General features: G+C 69.0%; 9 protein-coding genes and 1 pseudogene. 5 read left to right on the forward strand and 5 right to left on the reverse strand.

The genetic code is table 11. The annotated features are described in order from the left end of the window. Positions 1–7,167: a polymorphic toxin-type HINT domain-containing protein gene (locus tag VKA29_RS06545; protein WP_324784241.1), complete on the reverse strand. Its 7,167-nt coding sequence runs from the start codon at positions 7,165–7,167 to the stop codon at positions 1–3. 545 nt (positions 7,168–7,712) lie between these two features. Here VKA29_RS06545 and VKA29_RS06550 point away from each other — a divergent pair. Both VKA29_RS06550 and VKA29_RS06555 read left to right on the forward strand, forming a co-directional pair. Then, complete coding sequence (locus VKA29_RS06550; RefSeq protein WP_324784242.1) at positions 7,713–11,195, forward strand: DNRLRE domain-containing protein; 3,483 nt, start codon at positions 7,713–7,715, stop codon at positions 11,193–11,195. A gap of 309 nt (positions 11,196–11,504) precedes the next feature. Beyond that, entirely contained in the window at positions 11,505–12,005 is a 501-nt protein-coding gene (locus VKA29_RS06555) for a hypothetical protein (protein ID WP_324784243.1), read from the forward strand. Here the strand turns inward: VKA29_RS06555 and VKA29_RS06560 are convergent. The 4 genes from VKA29_RS06560 to VKA29_RS06575 are packed head-to-tail and all read right to left on the reverse strand — an operon-like array spanning position 11,988 to position 14,774. Next, complete coding sequence (locus tag VKA29_RS06560; protein ID WP_324784244.1) at positions 11,988–12,575, reverse strand: hypothetical protein; 588 nt, start codon at positions 12,573–12,575, stop codon at positions 11,988–11,990. The genes VKA29_RS06555 and VKA29_RS06560 overlap by 18 nt on opposite strands. 8 nt (positions 12,576–12,583) lie before the next feature. After that, positions 12,584–13,975: a hypothetical protein gene (locus tag VKA29_RS06565; RefSeq protein ID WP_324784245.1), complete on the reverse strand. Its 1,392-nt coding sequence runs from the start codon at positions 13,973–13,975 to the stop codon at positions 12,584–12,586. Next, positions 13,972–14,271: a hypothetical protein gene (locus VKA29_RS06570; RefSeq protein WP_324784246.1), complete on the reverse strand. Its 300-nt coding sequence runs from the start codon at positions 14,269–14,271 to the stop codon at positions 13,972–13,974. The genes VKA29_RS06565 and VKA29_RS06570 overlap by 4 nt, the downstream gene beginning before the upstream one ends. Continuing rightward, positions 14,268–14,774 (reverse strand): hypothetical protein, encoded by a 507-nt coding sequence (locus VKA29_RS06575; protein ID WP_324784247.1) that lies wholly within the window; start codon positions 14,772–14,774, stop codon positions 14,268–14,270. The genes VKA29_RS06570 and VKA29_RS06575 overlap by 4 nt, the downstream gene beginning before the upstream one ends. 288 nt (positions 14,775–15,062) lie before the next feature. On the opposite strand from VKA29_RS06575, the gene VKA29_RS06580 reads away from it, so the two are divergent. The 3 genes and pseudogenes from VKA29_RS06580 to VKA29_RS06590 all read left to right on the forward strand — a co-directional run bounded on the left by VKA29_RS06580 (position 15,063) and on the right by VKA29_RS06590 (position 16,544). After that, positions 15,063–15,254, forward strand: coding sequence for a hypothetical protein (locus VKA29_RS06580; RefSeq protein ID WP_324784248.1), 192 nt, complete (start codon positions 15,063–15,065; stop codon positions 15,252–15,254). 247 nt (positions 15,255–15,501) lie between these two features. Next, a pseudogene (locus VKA29_RS06585) lies at positions 15,502–15,703 on the forward strand (MBL fold metallo-hydrolase); the annotation flags it as partial. Between the two features lie 316 nt (positions 15,704–16,019). Beyond that, positions 16,020–16,544, forward strand: a complete 525-nt coding sequence (locus tag VKA29_RS06590; protein ID WP_324784250.1) for a hypothetical protein — start codon at positions 16,020–16,022, stop codon at positions 16,542–16,544. The last annotated feature ends 7 nt before the right edge of the window (positions 16,545–16,551 follow it).

Below are 16,551 nucleotides of genomic sequence, written 5' to 3' on the forward strand. Positions count from 1 at the left end.
CTATCCCGCGCTGCGAATTACGGCGATGTTGAATCCATACTGCTGCCGCAGCCAGGCGTCCTTCGCTTGCTGAGCGGCATTGTACGGAGACCTTCCTGTCTTCGCCTCCACGTAGCCCAGGAGTTTGCCGTCCCTGTCCCAAACTCCTAGATCGAAGGTTCGCGGGCCGTCAGGAGTCGCAAAGGTGAGGGCACCCTTATCCTCTCCATCAGTAACGACCGCCCTCCCCCGCCCTCTCAGGAAAGCTGCCACGTCGTCTCGGAACCCATCACCTGCGGCCTTGTTTATGAGGATTTGAGCCTGCGGCCCCTCAAGGTCGTTAATCGAGCCCTTGGAATCGACCACAAATCTCGGACAAGACGAATTGTGGACGAGCACCGGCGTCTCGCCCGCCAGCACATAGTACGTGTGCAGGTCCTCGACGGTCAGGTTGTACGTTCGGGCGTGCCGCTTGTACGGGCGGTTTGCGGCGACGACGACCGTGTCGCCGTCCTCCGTCCGCAGGGTCATCCCCGGCTTGAGCTGTCCTGCTTGGATCCAGTCATGCTGTGACGGGGACCAGAACGGGTGCCCTTCCGTCGCAGTGAGCTTCTCGATTCCTTGCTCGGTCGCGATGGACAGTTCGTTGAAGTACTTGTCGCCTTCGGTCCGGAGGAGGCGGGTGACCTTCTTGGGAACCGTCCTGCCGGTTTCCGGGTCGGTTGCCAGGACCTTGTCGCCGAGTTTGACGTCCTCAATGTCCTTGGTGGAGCCGTCCGCCAAGAGCACGTCCGTGCCGGCCAGGAAGCACTTGCAGTCGAACCGCCTGGATACCTTGGCGGCGTCGTTTACCCCTCTCCGCAGCATCCCAAGCTTGGACAGCTTGCCCCCGGGCAGCTCCATGGCCAGTGGGACGCAATTCTCCACGTTCGGATTGCTCGCGCACGCACCCACCCGCTCGGTGTCGAAGACGAAGAAGTTGAACAGGTCCATGACCTGCCGCTTCCTCCGGTTCTCACCCAGAGGCGCAATACCGGGGTACTGCCCGTAACTGCCGACCGTGACATAGCTCTTGAACTTGAGCGCCCCGGCCGTATAGGTGTACGTGAACAGTGTGGAACCGTCGGACCGGGACGTGATCTCGGTCTGGAGCATGTGCTGGACCCAGTGGCCCTTGTTGTCCTGGGTGAAGTGCTCCTTGGTGCCCGGTGAGCAAGTGTCCCTCTCGCACACACCCATGGGCTTCAGGCCATCCGGGTCGGAGGTGGAGACGGGGCTGTTGCGGGAGTACGCGTATCCGTTGATTTGCAGCGGGTCTGCGATGTCGATGATCGGGTCGGCGGAGAGGAAGCGGCCGGAGGACTGGTCGTATTCGCGGGCGCCTATGTGGGTCAGGCCGGTTGCCGTGTCGTCGATGCCGGTGCCGAGGTAGCCGCGTTTGTTGGGCCAGGTCGTGGGCTTCGGGCCGCGGGATTCGCCGTAGGGCTTGAAGGCGCGGCGGGTGACCGGCTGGGTGGCGGAGAGTTCGACGGTGGTGTTGGCCGTGCCGAGGTGGTCGGCGATCAGGACGTTGAGCTTGTGGCCGGTCGTCGCGCCGTTGGTCGTGGTGCGGACCACCGTGGGGGCGCCGGCCTGGGCGTAGGAGCGTGCGGCGCGGGTGATCGTGCCCGTGGCGTCCGTGGTGAGTTCGGTCTCGCCCAGGTACAGCGTCGAGCCGGTAGCGGAGTTCTCCAGCAGGCGGTTGCCGTCGGCGTCGTAGACGTACGTCGTCTTCTTGCCGTCGTCGGTGATGGAGTCGAGCTTGTTCTCCGGTGACCAGACCAGGTTCTGCGTGGTGGTGGCCAGATCGCGGACCGTGGTGTTGCCGGTGGCGTCGTAGGTGTAGACGCTGCCCTTGCCCGAGGGGGTGGAGCTGATCCAGGTGACCGTGTGCGGCTGGGTCTTGTACGCCGGCGTCGTCGGGGTGGCAGCGATCGTCTTGCCGTAGCCGTGGGTGTACGTGACGTTCTTCGTCGCGTCGGCCGTGTCGTGCTCGGTCAGCGTGGCGCGGTTGCCGAGCCAGTCGAAGGTGAACGCCTGGCGGTAGGCGGTCGCGCCGGTGGAGACGGTCGCCGTGTCCGGGGCCGCCGCCGCGAGGGAGTCGGTCAGCGCGGTGCCCGGGGCGGCCGCGTTCGGGGCGTCGGCGACCGGGCCCGACGAGGGGCCGTAGTCGGTGCGGTAGCCCCACGTCTTGCCGTTCGCGGCCTTGCAGCCGGTGCCGTAGCGGTTAGGCGTGACGTTCGACGTCCAGGCGTGCACCAGCTCGCCCATCGCGTCGTACGTGAAGCACTGGGTGTCCCAGGTGTCACCCGTCGCCTCGCTGAGCTGGCGGGCGTTGGACGTGATCGTGCCGGAGACGTCGTAGCTGTAGAAGCTGTCCGTGATGCGGTGGGGGCCGTCCGTCTCGCGGTCGGCGACCGTGCGCGCGAGTCGGCCCGTGTGCGGGTCGACGAAGTTGGTCGTCCAGACGCGGTAGGGCTGGGAGCCGGAGACCGTGCGCAGTACCTCGCCGTACGGCGAGTACGTCGCGTCGGAGGTGTACCAGGTCAGGCCGGACGTGGACTCCGGCAGGCCGTCGGCGTTGTAGCGGGTGACTACCTTCTCCCGGGCCAGTCCGCCCACCTCGGGCAGCGTGACCGACTGGGGCTTGCCCGTCGGCGTGTAGGTGTAGGAGTAGGTGTACTTGCCCGCCAGTCCTGTCGTCATGGAGTTGGCCGGGATGACCGTCTCGCTGCCGGTGGGGTGGTAGTCGGCGTCATAGCCGGTGACACGGTTGGTGTAGTCGCCGTTGTCGGTGTGCCGCTTGCTGCCCGACGGCCGGCCGATGCCGCCCGGCGCGTCGTCGTAGGTGTACTCCTTGACGGGGGTGGCGGTGGCGGAGCCCTGGCGGACGTACTTGACGCGCCCGAGGAGGTCGTACTCGGTGTACGTCTCCTGCCCGCGCGCGTTCTTGACGTGGTCGGGGCGGTCCGCGGCGTCGTACCAGGTCTCGGTGGTGCCGGTGTCCGGGTCGGTGGCGGACGTCACCCGGCCGCGGGCGTCGTAGGTGTACGACCAGACGTTGCCGGCCGGGTCGGTGACGCTGCGGCGGTTGCCGCGGGCGTCGTACGCGTAGGCGGTCGTGCGCCCGGTTTCCGAGTTCCCGGCTTCCTGGGTGTAGTGCTTGACCGACGTCACGCGTCCGAGGGCGTCGTAGTACGTCCGCGTTCTCGGGGTCGTCGAACCCGCCGGGTTCACATGCGTGCTGCTCAGGCTGTACCAGGTGGAGGTCGCGTACTGGTAGTCGCCGTCGTGGTAGGTGGACGCGCGGACCTCGCGTTCCAGGCCGTCGTAGCGGTGCTTGACCGAACTCGGGATCAGGGACTTGGACCTCGGGGCAAAGAGCTTCGGCTCCGGGGCGCCCTTCGCCAGGTAGGCGCCGGTCTGCTCGAAGACCAGGCCGTGGTCGTCGTAGGTGGTGTCCGCGATGATCCGTCCGGGGCCGTGGGCCTCGGTCTGCTTCTGGACCTCGCGCATCAGGCCGTCGTAGAGGGTGATCCCGGTGGCGTAGGAGCCGTCGTCCTTGAGGGTCTTCACGATCACGGCGGCGGGACGGTTCTCACTGCTCGTGGCGATCGCGGGCTGGTAGTCGACGACGACGTCCGGCGACTTGCCGCCGGAGGAACGCGACGCGGACCAGCCCTTGACGAGCCGGCCGAGAGCGTCGTACTCGTTGCGCGTCACGCGGCCGTTGGGGTCGGTGACCGTCAGCGGGAGGCTGCGCCCCGGGTCGAACGTGGTCGTGGTGGTGTGCTCCAAGGCGTCGATCGTCTTGGTCGCGGTCACCGGACCGCCCTCGTCCCCCGGGGTGTACTCGGTCCTCGTGGTGCCCGCACCCGGCGCCTTGACGGTGCGCACCCGGCCCAGCGGGTCGTATGTCGTGTCGGTGACGACCGAGTACGCGGTGCCCGTGCCGTTGATCTCGGCCATCGAGGTGACCAGGCCCTTGGTGGGCGTCGCCTCGTAGGCCAGGTTGTCGTAGCTCGTCTGGACGGCCGCCTTGAGTTCGGTGGCCGGGTCGGCGCTGTCGTAGCCGGCGCAGGAGGTGGCGGTGGTGCGCTGTTCCTCGGGCAGGCCGATCAGCCATGCGGTGGTGTTGTGCACGTAGAACGTCTTGGTGCACGTCTGGTTGGAGAGGGTCTCGCCGGTGCCGTTGGGCTTGACCACGGCTGTCTCGACCTGCTTGGGCAGCCCGTAGGTGTCGTCGACGGTGGTGAGGGTGCGGACGGCCCGCCAGCCGCCGTCGCCCTCGTCGTCCACCGTCTGTATCTCGTCCGTCCGCTTTACACCGATGCGGTGGGCGAGCAGCGGGTCCGCCGCGGTGCCGTCCTCGTTCTCGCGTGCGCGGGACGCGGTCTGCTTGGACCACGGGAAGTTCAGCGTGCGCTTGAGCACCTGGCCGTCGGAGTCGCGGTAGGTGATGCTCTCCGCGGTCATGCCGGCGTACTGGGGAGCGTCGTCCGCCAGCAGGGTGTACGTGCCCGTGGAGTCCTTCACCTCGCCGCCCGCGCCCTGGAAGTAGCGGGTCGTGGTGAGCGACTGGGCGTTCACGTCGCCCAGCTCGGAAACGGACTTGCGGCCCTTGACGGCCTTGACCTGGCGGTATCCGCGCCAGTCACTGTAGGTGCGCAGCGCGGGCCGGGTGAACTCGTCGTCGCTCCTGGCCCAGGCCGGACCCGAGTAGGTGTACTTCGTGACGACCGGCGGGCCGTGTGAGGTGACCTTGTCCGTCTCGGTGACGGAGTGGACGACGTACTTGTTGAACCACGCCTTCGCCGGGGTCTTCTCGTCCCCGTCCGGCGACCAGCGCACCGGGTAGCAGGTGCCGTTCGCCTTGCCCTTGTCCTCGGCCGGTTCGGCGGCACAGCCGCCCTTGTACTCCACCTCGATGTCGCCGCCGTACTCGGTGGACACGGTGCCGATGCGGGGCCGGGTGAAGCCGGGCCGCTGGTCGCTCTTTCCGGTGAGCACCAGGTTGGGCAGCTGGTGGTCCCTGAGCCGGGCCTGCAGGGGCGAGGTGGAGCCGACGGTGTACGCGGCGAAACTGACCCCGTCCTTGGACTGCGCCGTGCCGGTGGTGTCGCCGGGCGCGTAGCCGGTGCGGGTGATGGAGTTCAGCCACAGGCCGGGGGCGGAGTCGTACCAGTCCGCGGGGAAGGACTGGTGGAGCGTGTACTTGTCGACCGGGCCCAGGCCGGTCTGCCCCGCGCGCGCGGCCTCCGTCGTCACCGTGTCCAGGCGCATTTGCGTCCAGAAGGACGGGAAAGGCGGGCAGAGCTTGGATGTCGACTTGCAGTTGAGGTTGCCGGGAGTGTCCCACCAGGGACGGTAGGCGCCGGGGTCGTCGGTCTTGTCGAAGTTGGCCGCCGTGCAGACCGTTTCGGACTTCAGGCAGCGCTGCTTGACGCCGAACGAGACCGTCGCGGACGGCTTGGTGAGGCTGTCCGGGCGCATGCCGTACTCGATGACGGTCGGGTAGGCGTAACGGTCGTACTGCTCGGGCGATTTGAACTTCTTGCGGACGGCGTAGTAGTTCGTCTCCTGCGTCCAGTCGACGATCATCGTGTTGCCGTGGACGTCGACGACCTTGTCCAGGCCCCAGCGCCACGCCTGCTGCTTGCCGGAGCCGCAGCGCGAGTCGGCGAAGGCGTCGGCGTGGCAGGGCTCACCCGGATGGTTGCCGAAGACCGGGACGGTGGAGACGGAGTCGGTGCCGGCGTGGCCGCCGCCGACGCTGTTGAGGCCGTAGAAGTACTGGGTGCCGTCGGTCGTCGTGACGACCCAGTATTCGCCGTTGTTGTCGTCGTTGCTGCCGCCGACCCTGTGCTCGATGCGGGTGCCGTCGTCCTGCTGCGGCCGGTAGCGCTCGGTGTCCTTCTCGGGGTCGCTTCCCGGGGCGGCGTCCCGGATCAGTTCGGTGGTCTTGCCGTTCAGCGACATCACCGCGTTGTAGGACACCCAGCACTGGTCGGACGTCTTGTCCTTCTTGGCGGTGTTGTTGGGCGTGCCGGCGTCGAGTGTCTTGCGGTCGTCCTTGCAGGAACGGTAGCGGCGTTCGATGTAGCCGGCGTCGTAGGACCAGCCCTCGCCGATCCAGGACCCCTGCGGCGAGGAGACCGCGGTGCGGCCGTCCACCGTCTGGGAGCTGTATTCGAAGGAGATCTGGGGAGTCGGTCCGGCGGGCGGACTGGGGATGTTCAGCGGGTACGACCAGGTGAACGCGCCCGACGATCCCCCCGCCTCCCATTTTCCGTCGGAGGCGAGCGGCGTCGCCTTGAAGGTGCCCCCGCCACTGGTTCCGGAGTCGACGGCGCCGACCACGGCCGTACTGCCGCCGGTTGCCGTCTGCGTCGCCCCGGTGGACGTGCGGTAGGACGCCTGGACGGCGCCCGATCCGGTCGTGGGAGGGGTCGTCGCCGAGGCGGGCGTGACCGTGTCGTCGGCGGCCGGGTCGACGGTGGCGGTGAGGGACTCGGACGCCGTGTCGTTGGTCGTCTCCAGCTCTTCGTACGTCTGGCACGCCTCGTCGTCCGGCGTCGTCAGGTAGCAGTCGGGGAACTGCACGAAGCGCAGGCGAGAGGCCCAGTCCGCGCCGTAGAGCCGCTTGAACCTGGCGTAGTCGAGCTTGACGGAGACCGGGACGGCACCGGTGTCCGGGGCCTGCACGACCAGCACCGCGCCGTCCACCCCTTTACTGACCGCGAGCGCGCGGTCCGGGATGCTGACCTGCCACGTTCCGGTCGGCGTCGGCTGGTCGGGGGCCTGGCCGAGGCTCACCGGGAGGGTGCCCACCGGTCTCATGGCAGCCTGCTGGGCCGAATGGACGGAGGCTGTCGTCGCGGTCGCGACCGAGTCGAAGTCCACCGAATCGGTGAGGTTGGAGGGTGGCGTCGTGGTGTTGGCCGGGGCGGCGAGGAGGTCCGGAGGGACGTCCGCCTTCAGGCTGTCCAGGTTCCTGCTGAAGTTCTTGCCGGGGACGGGGGTCTCGGTCTTGAGGTGCTCCAGGACGAGCGATTCCCGGCCCGTTTCCTCCGCCGCCGGGTCAGGAGGTATCGCCAACGATGTCGCGGGCAGCAGCCCCACCAGCAACGCGGCTGCCGTGATCGGCACGACGGTCCGTGCGAGACGGCGCTTGCGGGCACGTGAATGACGATCGAGCACGACGGGGTCCCCCCGGACCACTTGGAAGCGGGACCGGTGACGGACCACGCGTGACGATGTATCAGGCAGTGGAGATTCTGTGATCACCCTGTGGGGAAAGCCAGAGAAGGCGCCCCGCTGTGATCATCATCACGGTACGTAACGCATCGCCACGCAGCGAACAGGGGCGAGATGCGGATAGCCCCCCACTCGACTCCTACTGCCACCCAGCCGTCCTTCGGTACGCACATACACACAGCCCACTAAAACGGAGGTCAACTCCCTTGGTTTGATGAGGATTTACTCCGTTATCGGAGAGGTGATCCGCGCACACCGCCGACGATCGGCCCGTCCGGTCGGTACAACTGGGTGGTGACACATCACCGTTAGCTCCTCGCGTGTCAAATCCCCACAGGGTGACGACAGTTCCTTCATAGGTCATCATCGGCTGGCCCGGCCACGTAGCGTCGCGCGCCGGCTTCAAGGGGGAACCAGGGGGAAGGGGAATCCGCCCGATGACGCGCAACTGGCGCCGCATGCCCGGCCGTCGGACCGTCGCGGCACTGCTCTCGGCCGCGGTGGCGACCACCGGGATCGTCTACGCCGGCTTCCGGCTGGACGGTGACGGCACGGACGGTGCGGACGGCCCCGGCCGTCACCCGAAGACGGTCACCGAGTCCGCCGCACTGGCACAAGCCGCCAGGACGGGAAGGAACGTCGAGGTGACGACCGCTCGGACGGCGCGGTCGACCACCTGGGCCCGCCCCGACGGGCTCATGGAGAAGCGGCTGTACTCCTCCCCCGTCCGGGCCAAGGCCGGCGGCGAATGGAAGAAGATCGACCCCGGCCTGCACCGCACCAGCACCGGCTGGGAGCCGAAGGCCACCAACACCCGGATGGTGTTCTCGGCCGGCTCTCACGGCGACGACGGGAAACGCGCCTCCCGCTCGACCGTGCGCCGCGTCTCCCTGCTGAGGGCCGCCGCCGCGGCCGACACCGGGACCCCGCTGGTCACGCTGTACGTGGGCGCAGGTGGCGACCACGCCATTCAGCTCACCTGGCCGGGTGCCGTGCCCACACCTATCATCGACGGGAACCGCGCCCTTTATCCGGACATCTTCCCGGGCGGCGACCTGGTCCTCACCGCAGACGACGACGGCTTCGCGCAGCTCGTCGTTCTGAAGACCCGTGAGGCCGCGTCCGACCCGCACGTCCAGCAGCTCGCCTACGGCCTGCACTCCGCCGATCTCACCTTCCGCCTCGACCCGGCGTCCGGCATGGTCAGCGCCCTGAACGCGTACGGCGACGAGGTCGCCGTCTCCCCCACCCCCCTGATGTGGGACAGCAGCGGCCAGCCCGCCGTCACCGACGGCGCCGTCGGTGCCACCGCCCAGCCCACCGAGCCTGAGTCTCCGGACCCGACGGACTCCGCGAGCGAGTCGCCCTCGGACACACCCAGCCCTTCGGAGGAAGAGGTGGAGTCCGACGAGCAGAGCGATGCCGAGGTCGAGGTCCTGCCGTCGGCCTCCGACGGAGCCGAGCCCACCGTCTCGGAGTCCCCGCTGCCGTCCGTGCCGGCGGAGCCGACACCGGCACCCTCACAGACCGGTTCGGCCGCGACCCTCAGCCTGCCCTCCCTGGACGGCCCCTCCCCCGACTCGCAGGGCAACATCGTCGAGGCCGACCTGTCCGCCGGGCAGTGGACACTCACCCCCGACCAGGTTTTCCTGGCCGACCCGAGCACGACCTACCCGGTCTTCATCGACCCCTCGGTCAAGAAGCCCGTCCAGGACTGGACCACCGCCTACGACCGCCACCCCAACGCCACCTTCTACAACGGCAAGGGCTTCAACAAGGGCGGCACTCACGAGGCCCGTGTCGGCTTCGAGTCCGACACCTGGGGGACCTCGCGCTCGTACTTCAACATCGTGTTCGACAAGGACCTCAAGGGCACGAAGATCACCAAAGCGAAGCTGTACATGCTGGAGACGTACTCCTGGTCCTGTCAGGACCGCTCGATGAGCGTGCACCTCACCGGTGAGATCGACTCGCACACCAACTGGAAGAACGCCCCCAAGCTGCACGACGGCAACCGACTCACCACCAAGAGCTTCGCCCACGGCTACAAGTCCGGCTGCCATGACGCGTTCGAGACCTTCGACGTGAAGAAGGGCGCCCAGAAGGCCGCCGACAACGGTCAGGACGTGATCACCTTCGGGATGCGCGCCCGCGACGAGCACGCACAGTACGCCTGGAAGAAGTTCCAGGCCGACGGCGACTTCCCTCCATACCTCGATCTCGTCTACAACCGCAAGCCCTCGATCGTCTCCAACTCGCTCGGCCTGGGGCCCGACGGCAAGTGCACCACCACCGAACCGTACGTCCGCATGGGATCCGGTGACCTGACCTTCATCGCCAAGGCCACGGACAAGGACAAGAACCTCGACTTCTTCAACTTCGACCTGTGGCAGGTCGGGCAGTGGGACAACACCGGCGACCTGCTGAAGTCGACGGGCAAGGTCTCCGTGGGCGCCGACAAGGGCACGGCCCTGGGGGAAACGGACGGTTTCTCCACCAGCGGCCTCAAGAGCGGGGCCACCTACTCCTGGCGGGTGCAGGCGGTGGACGACGCCGACAGCCGCTCGAGCTGGTACCCGAAGAAGCCGTGCCGGTTCGTGCTCGACACCACCGCGCCCCGCCCGCCCAAGGTCAGCTCCACCGACTTCCCCGACGCCGACGGCAGCGAGAACGGCTTCGGCAGCGGCGCCGAGGACGCCACCTGGAGCGTCAAGAAGTTCGGCACGCCGGGATCCTTCACCGTGCGAGCCGTGAACACCGACGTGGTGCGCTACGAGTACGGCTTCAACTCGCCCACCTACACGGGCAGTGTCAGCCGCGTCGCGGGTACGCCCACGAGCGTCAGCGGGACCATCTCGAACGCCAAGCCTCCGGCCGCCGGGCCCAACGTCCTCTTCGTGAGGACGGTCGACGGCTCGGGCAACGTCTCGCAGCCCGCCAAGTACTTCTTCTACGTCACCCCACGCGACCAGGTCGACAAGGCCGGCGACTTCACCGGCGACGCGCTGCCCGACCTGTTCACGGTCACCGAGGCGGGCAACCTGGCCCTCTACCCGTCCCAGGCGGACAAGGACGATCTGACCAAGGGAACCGGGGACCTGGACTACTCCATGCCCGGCGCGTACCGGGCCAACCCCGACAAGGATCCCAACGGGGACGACCTCCCGCCGTACGTCGCCGCGCCTTCAGGGCACTTCAAGGGCGCCCTGATCACCCACAACGGCGACATCTACGGCGGCGACGGCCTCCAGGACCTCGTGGTCCGCGTCGGGGGCAGGCTCTGGGTCTATCCGGGCGACGGCTACGGCGCCGTGGACATCGACCGGCGGAAGGAGATTCTGCTGCCCGCGGGTGCGCCGGCCCCGGCCGACTTCACCCAGATCCTGGCGGCGGGCGACGTCACCGGTGACGGACGCGCCGACTTCTTCGCCACGGTGAAGAACGGCGCCGGGACGGACGACGAGTTGTGGGCCTTCACCGGGTACCACGGCGCCACCGTCGACCAGGCCGTCCGTCTGTCCGCCTCCGCCTGGAAGGACCGCGACCTCGTCGTCGCCCAGGACGTCTCGGGCGACGGTGTCGGCGACCTCGTCTACCGCAGCGACGTCTCCGGCAGGCTACTGCTCCGCAAGGGCATCGCCGCGAGCGGCGGCGGCGTGGACCTGAACTCGCTGGCCTCCGCCGCGAACTCCTCGGGCGGCGTCGACATCGAGTACGCCGCCTCCGGCTGGTCGAGCGGCAGCGTCCCGCGCCTGATGGGCACGCCCAGCGTCAACGGCGACGCCGTACCCGACATCTGGGCCGTCATGGCCGACGGATCCGTCCGCTTCTACACCGGCGGCAAGACCGCCCTCACCGCCTCCGGAACGGAGGTCTACGGCCCCCACGCCTACTGGAAGACGCGCATCGCCATCGGCTGACGCCGACGACGTGTCCCGGCCCGCGGGGCCGGTGCCCATCCAGGCACCGGCCCCGAGACGGCGTGCGCGGCTACGCGTCTACGCCCACCCGTGCAGCGAAGGGGCCGTCGGGATCGGAGGGTGAGCGCCGGGGCGTGCTGGGGTGTACGACACAGGAGCGGCGGCGGTCAGGGGCCGCGGTGCGTTCCATACCGAAGCGTTCGGCCACGGCGATCACTGAAGCGCCGACTGGGGTGGTGCCGTGGAGCCCAGCCCGTGTCCCGGGTCCCGCTATCCTCTACCGGACCCCACAGAGGAATGGGAGAGTCCATGTCCGCCGAGTCGAGGCCCGAGCGTTCGAAGACGCGGCGTTCCCCTGCCGGGAACATCGCCTTCGCCCTGGGACTGATCGTCGTGCTGGCGACCACGGTGCTCGGCGCCTTCGCGGCGGTGGCACTGCTCCTCCACGCGGCCGACGCGGCACCGCTGTCCTCGGTGGTCCCCGATGACGGGCGAAACGCCCTGGTGATCGGGGGAATCGCAAGCGGCGGGGCCACCGGACTGGTGCTGCCGGTGGTGTTGTTCGGCATGGTGAAGGGCACACCGGAGACACCGAGGGTCGGCGCCGGTCCGGCCGGGCGAAAGCTGCTCGCCCTGCTGGTCTTCGATGTGTACGTACTGGTCGTCGCGACGGTCATGGCCCAGCTCGGTCGGATCCTCCCGGAAGGGATCACGACGTTCGTCGCCGTGTTCGTCGTCGGGTTCAGTTGGATGCCGCTCGCCATGATCCCGCGCGAGAGGCTCGGGCTGGGTTCACGTCAGTCTGAGTGACTCCGCCAGTGCGTCCGCGACCTTCTCCAGTTCCTCGCCGAAGCCGAGGGTCGACCACAGGAGCCGGCATTCAAGCACTGTGGCGTAGCGGCTCGGCAGGACGTAGTGAGCCACCCCCTCCAGGATGCCGCCGCTGTCGGACTCGGGGGCCGTGGGTTCCAGACGGTGGATGCGCAGCGCAGGGCCGAGGGGGAGGTCGACCTCGTCGAGGTCCTGCTCCGCGAAGAACGGTCCTTCTGCCCGCGCCGCCTCAGCCCGCAGCGCCGCCATGCTCAGGGACGCCGTCGGAACGTTCAGCTCCCGCACCGTGTAACTCGCCATGACCGCGCCGTCGGCGGGCGCCAGCAGGGCCGCACACAGGGCACCCTGCCGCCGCGCCACGCCCCAGTACCAGAGCAGATCCACGGCGAGCGCCTCACGCCACTCCGCCCTGGCCCCGCTCTCGAGATGCTCGGCGGCGAGGGCGCGGGCCCAGACCTCGGGATTCTCCGCCCCCAGATCGAGAACCAGCCAGTTCTGCAGGGCGGGCAGCGCCACGCGGCATTCGGTCCAGTCCGCGGTGGATTCCACGATGCCGCTCACCGCCCGGCCAAGGACGCGTCGGAGCCGGTGACGTCGATCTCCGGTTCGCTGCCGAACAGCCCGATGAAGCTGTTGGTGTCGGACGCCGCGCCCGTCCCGGTACCACCGAGGGCGAGGGAGTTGTACGTCATGGCCTGCTTGAAGGCGTCCGGCGTACCGATGAAGCCCAGATCGGCCGGGTCGATGTTCTTGATCCGGCCGAGTTCGTCGACCATGCCCGGCCCGACGTACATGCTGGCCAGGCCGCGCGGACCGGCCGCGGTGTACGCGCCCCGGGCCGCGGACAGGTTGTCCCCGAACTCGAAGAGGTCCCGCCAGTTGCCGCGGATGGTTCCCAGGTCGTCCGCGAAGGCACGGGGCAGCCCACGGAAAGCTGCCGCCACCGACACGTCGGGAAGGGCCGCGGCGGGCGTGGCTCCGGACCGCGCCCCGACCATCGTCTCGACGAGCGCGCGCCGGGCGGCGGAGGACATTCCAGGATTCCAGCCGCGGACGTACTGCGTCGCCGCCGTCCAGACCCTGCCGCGCCCGACCGTGGCGGCGAGCTTGGCCCCCGAGGAGAAGACGCGTCCGATGCCGAAGGTCGCGAGACCGAGAACGTCCATCGCGACATCGCCCCAGGAACCGTCGCCGTTGAGGGCGAGCAGGAGGTGGCAGATCAGTGAGACGGCCGTCGCCACCAGGGCGATGGTGCCGAGCACCCCGGCCAGGGCCTGTCCGATCACGGGGATCCAGCCGACCAGCAGCGAGAGCACTCCGCAGACCGCGGCGACGGCTCCCGCGATGTCCGCGACGGCGTTCAGGGTGTCGCGCAGGTCGTCGAGCCAGGAGTCGTTGAGGCCGTCGCTCTCCGTCGTGTCGTGGATGGCCCTGGCCGCCTTGTCACCCGCGTCCTTGTGACGGGACTTCAGCGAGGAGAGCTGTCCCCGCAGTCCGTCCAGCGCGTCTTGGAGATCGGTGACCTTTCCATCGAGCTTCTTCTGCCCGGCGTCGTCGGTGTCCTTGGGCGGATTGTCCGCCTTGGACCTGGCCGTGGTCAGCTCGCCGGCCTTCGTCTCCGCCTCGTGCAGAAGCTTGTCGGCCTCGCCCTGGATGGTTTCGAGGTCGGTGTAGTACGTCTTCAGGGCGGATCCCGCGTCGGCGTAGCGGCCGTGCGCCTTGCTCACCGTCTTCGCCGTGTCGGTCGCCTTCTCGGCGAAGGCGCGGCCCGCCTTCGAGTCCCAGCTCTCCAGATTTCCGAGTCGGCGCAGCGCCGCGGCCGTGTCGGAGATGGTCTTCGCCGTGAGTTCGAACCGGCGGGACAGCGCCTTCATGTCGTCGACGTCGCCGGGCACCGGATCGCCGTCCTCGCCCAGCACCTCCCACCGGTGATCCGCGGGCCTGGTCACTTCTTCTCCTTGCCCACGAGAGCGTTGTACAGCTCGGTGTCGATCTGCTTGTACGCTTTGCCCGCCTCGTGGGCGAGGGTCCCGAGCCCTTGGATCTCCTCAATCATCTTCTTGCGGTTGTCGTCCCAGCCGTCCGAGAAGTCCTGCAGTCGCTCGTGCAGTTTCTGGTGCCCGACGGTACGGAGGTCGTAGGCGTCCATGAGCTTGTCGAGCCCTTCGAGCTCAGTCGCGACCGTCCGCAGACCGGTTCCGGCCGAGTGCAGATCGTCCGTGGAGACCTTGAGCTTCTCGCTCACTCCTGCTCCTCCTTCGTCTCCTCTCGGTGCCGCCAGCGCAGGGTTCCGGCCACGGCGTCGAACAGTCCGACCATGGCGTCCGCGATCGGTTCCAGCGGTGTGCTGAACGTCAGCATCAGCACCTCGTCGCGGTCCGGCACTGGTACGAAGTACTCGACGACGGTGTCCGCGAACTCCGAGCCCAGCTTGCGTGACTGTTTGGTGCGCTGCCGCCGGAGCAGTCGTGCCGCCCGCCCCGCCGCGGGCAACGTGACCATGCCCACCTCACCGGAGCCGGCGAGCGCGCCGACGGCGTCGAGGCTGTCGAACTTCTGGCGCAGGTGGGAGACGAGCAGCGAGGCGGACAGCGGGATACCGCCCACTTCGAGGAACGACAGGTACAGCACCACTCCGCCCTGCTCGACGCCTGCCTGTGCGGTGCCGCGCAGGTGCTCCTCGGCCTTCCGGCGCAGGACGGGCTGGTCGTCGACGCCGGCGAACTGCCGTTTGATCAGCGCGTTCACGGACGCCTCACGGCGGTCCTGCGGCTGCAGCGGAATGCGGTACCAGTCCTCGGGAGTGATCAGCCCAAAGGCTGCTGTCCCGCCGCAGGATGCCGGTTCGGTCTCTGGGATCGGCGCGTGCCTCAATGTGCTCTCCTGCCCCCGTCATACCTCGCGCATCTTAGCGACAGCAGCCATGAGGCCGCGGTCAGTTCGGACGACGGCAAACCGCCACCGTAGCGCCGACGTCGGCGGACAGGACCTCAACTCGCTGGGTGTTTCGGGGTCCGCCGCGAAGCCGAGGCGGCCATGGACCACGCCGAGTCACGCGGAAAGGCGTTCGGCTCGTACGACCCCTCCTCGCTCAAGTACCACGTCAGCCAGGTCCGTTACGAGCCCGAACGACCAGGCCGGAGCGTAGAGGCCATGCAACAGGCGGACCCGCTCCGCCCCAGCGCCTACCAGCGCACCCGCGCACACGTGCCGCAGACCGCCGGCTGAACGGCCACTGGAACTCAGCCGCCTGGAAGCGGCCTGCACCACCTGGCACCCGGCCCTCGACGACCACCCCAAGGTGCAGTCCGGCCGCGCCGACGAGCACGTGAAGGCGATGCTCGGTCTGTTGCGCCCCCATCCGAAGAACGCGACGGCCCGCGGCCTCCACGACCGGGCACGGAGGATCAGGCCACCGTCACTGATCACGTGCTCCGATGCCGCCTTGTCCGGTTCTTCGGCGGTCCGACCGCGTGGCGTGATCAACGTGACCGGTGTCCCCGCCGTCCACGGCCCCGGTCCCCGTGAGGAGGCCGAGCCGGTCACCGGCGAGGCCGTCGGCTCCGTACTGAGCGGCGAGGGCCTGCCCACCGTCTACGTCAGCGGCGACAACGCTCCCTCGACGCGGTCCGGGAGATCGCCGACCGCTTCGCCCCGTCGACACCGCCGTCCTCTTCTGAAGCTGACCCCCGGCGCCTGAAACGCCGACGGGCAACGGCGGGACCCCGTGCCGTTACAGCCCGGGGTCGGGGGGCCGGGCGCGTGCGCCGGGTCACCCGTTCACCCTCCGGCCCGCGCGCTTCCTCACGGCCCTCCCTGGTGAGCCCGAACAGCACCGCTGACCTGGCCAAAGGCTGGGGCGGCGGGTGTCGGGGCGGGCCGGGGGCGACACCCGTTCAACCCCTTTCTGACGCTTCTTCAGCAAGCGCGTCCGGCGCGCTGCCTCTTACCTCGGTAGGGCAGGGGACACCCGAGAAGGCTCGAAGGAGCACCATGCGACGTACCGCCCGTCTGCTCACCGGCAGCGCGCTCGCCCTCGCGGCCGCCGGCCTCGCCGCCGCGCCTGCCGCGCACGCGGCCGGGCAGGACGACGTCGAGGTGTACCCGGCGTCCGTCGCACCGGGCGGGCAGGTCACCGTGCACACGGCGGCGTGCGGCGGCCGCGGTACGGCCACGGTCGACGCCGACGCGGTGGGCGGCGGTTCCTTCCCGCTGACGTCCGACGGGCCCGGGGGCGACGCGACCGGCCGGTTCGAGGTGCCGCCGAGCGCGCAGCCGGGGACGTACGAGATCGTCGCGAAGTGCGAGGGGGACGGGCGGGAGGTCTCCGGCGACCTGGTCGTCTCGATGGACCCGGCCGGTGAGCGGGCGCACCCCAGAGGAAGTGTCAAGACGGGGGTCGGCGGCGCGTTGGGCCCCGATCCCGTGCAGACCGCGGCCGGCGTGACGGCTCTCGCCGTCGCCGCCGCGGGCGGTACCTGGCTCCTGCATCGCCGGGCGAGAGGCGACGGGATCTGACGGGCAC

Origin of the sequence: Streptomyces sp. H51 (assembly GCF_035656535.1) — a bacterium.
Taxonomy (GTDB): Bacteria; Actinomycetota; Actinomycetes; order Streptomycetales; family Streptomycetaceae; genus Streptomyces.

Excerpts from the sequence above, each read along its gene's own strand:
- VKA29_RS06580 (WP_324784248.1), top strand. The coding sequence starts at position 15,063 with ATGGACCACGCCGAGTCACGCGGAAAGGCGTTCGGCTCGTACGACCCC.
- VKA29_RS06555 (WP_324784243.1), top strand. The coding sequence starts at position 11,505 with ATGTCCGCCGAGTCGAGGCCCGAGCGTTCGAAGACGCGGCGTTCCCCT.
- VKA29_RS06590 (WP_324784250.1), top strand. The coding sequence starts at position 16,020 with ATGCGACGTACCGCCCGTCTGCTCACCGGCAGCGCGCTCGCCCTCGCG.
- VKA29_RS06550 (WP_324784242.1), top strand. The coding sequence starts at position 7,713 with ATGACGCGCAACTGGCGCCGCATGCCCGGCCGTCGGACCGTCGCGGCA.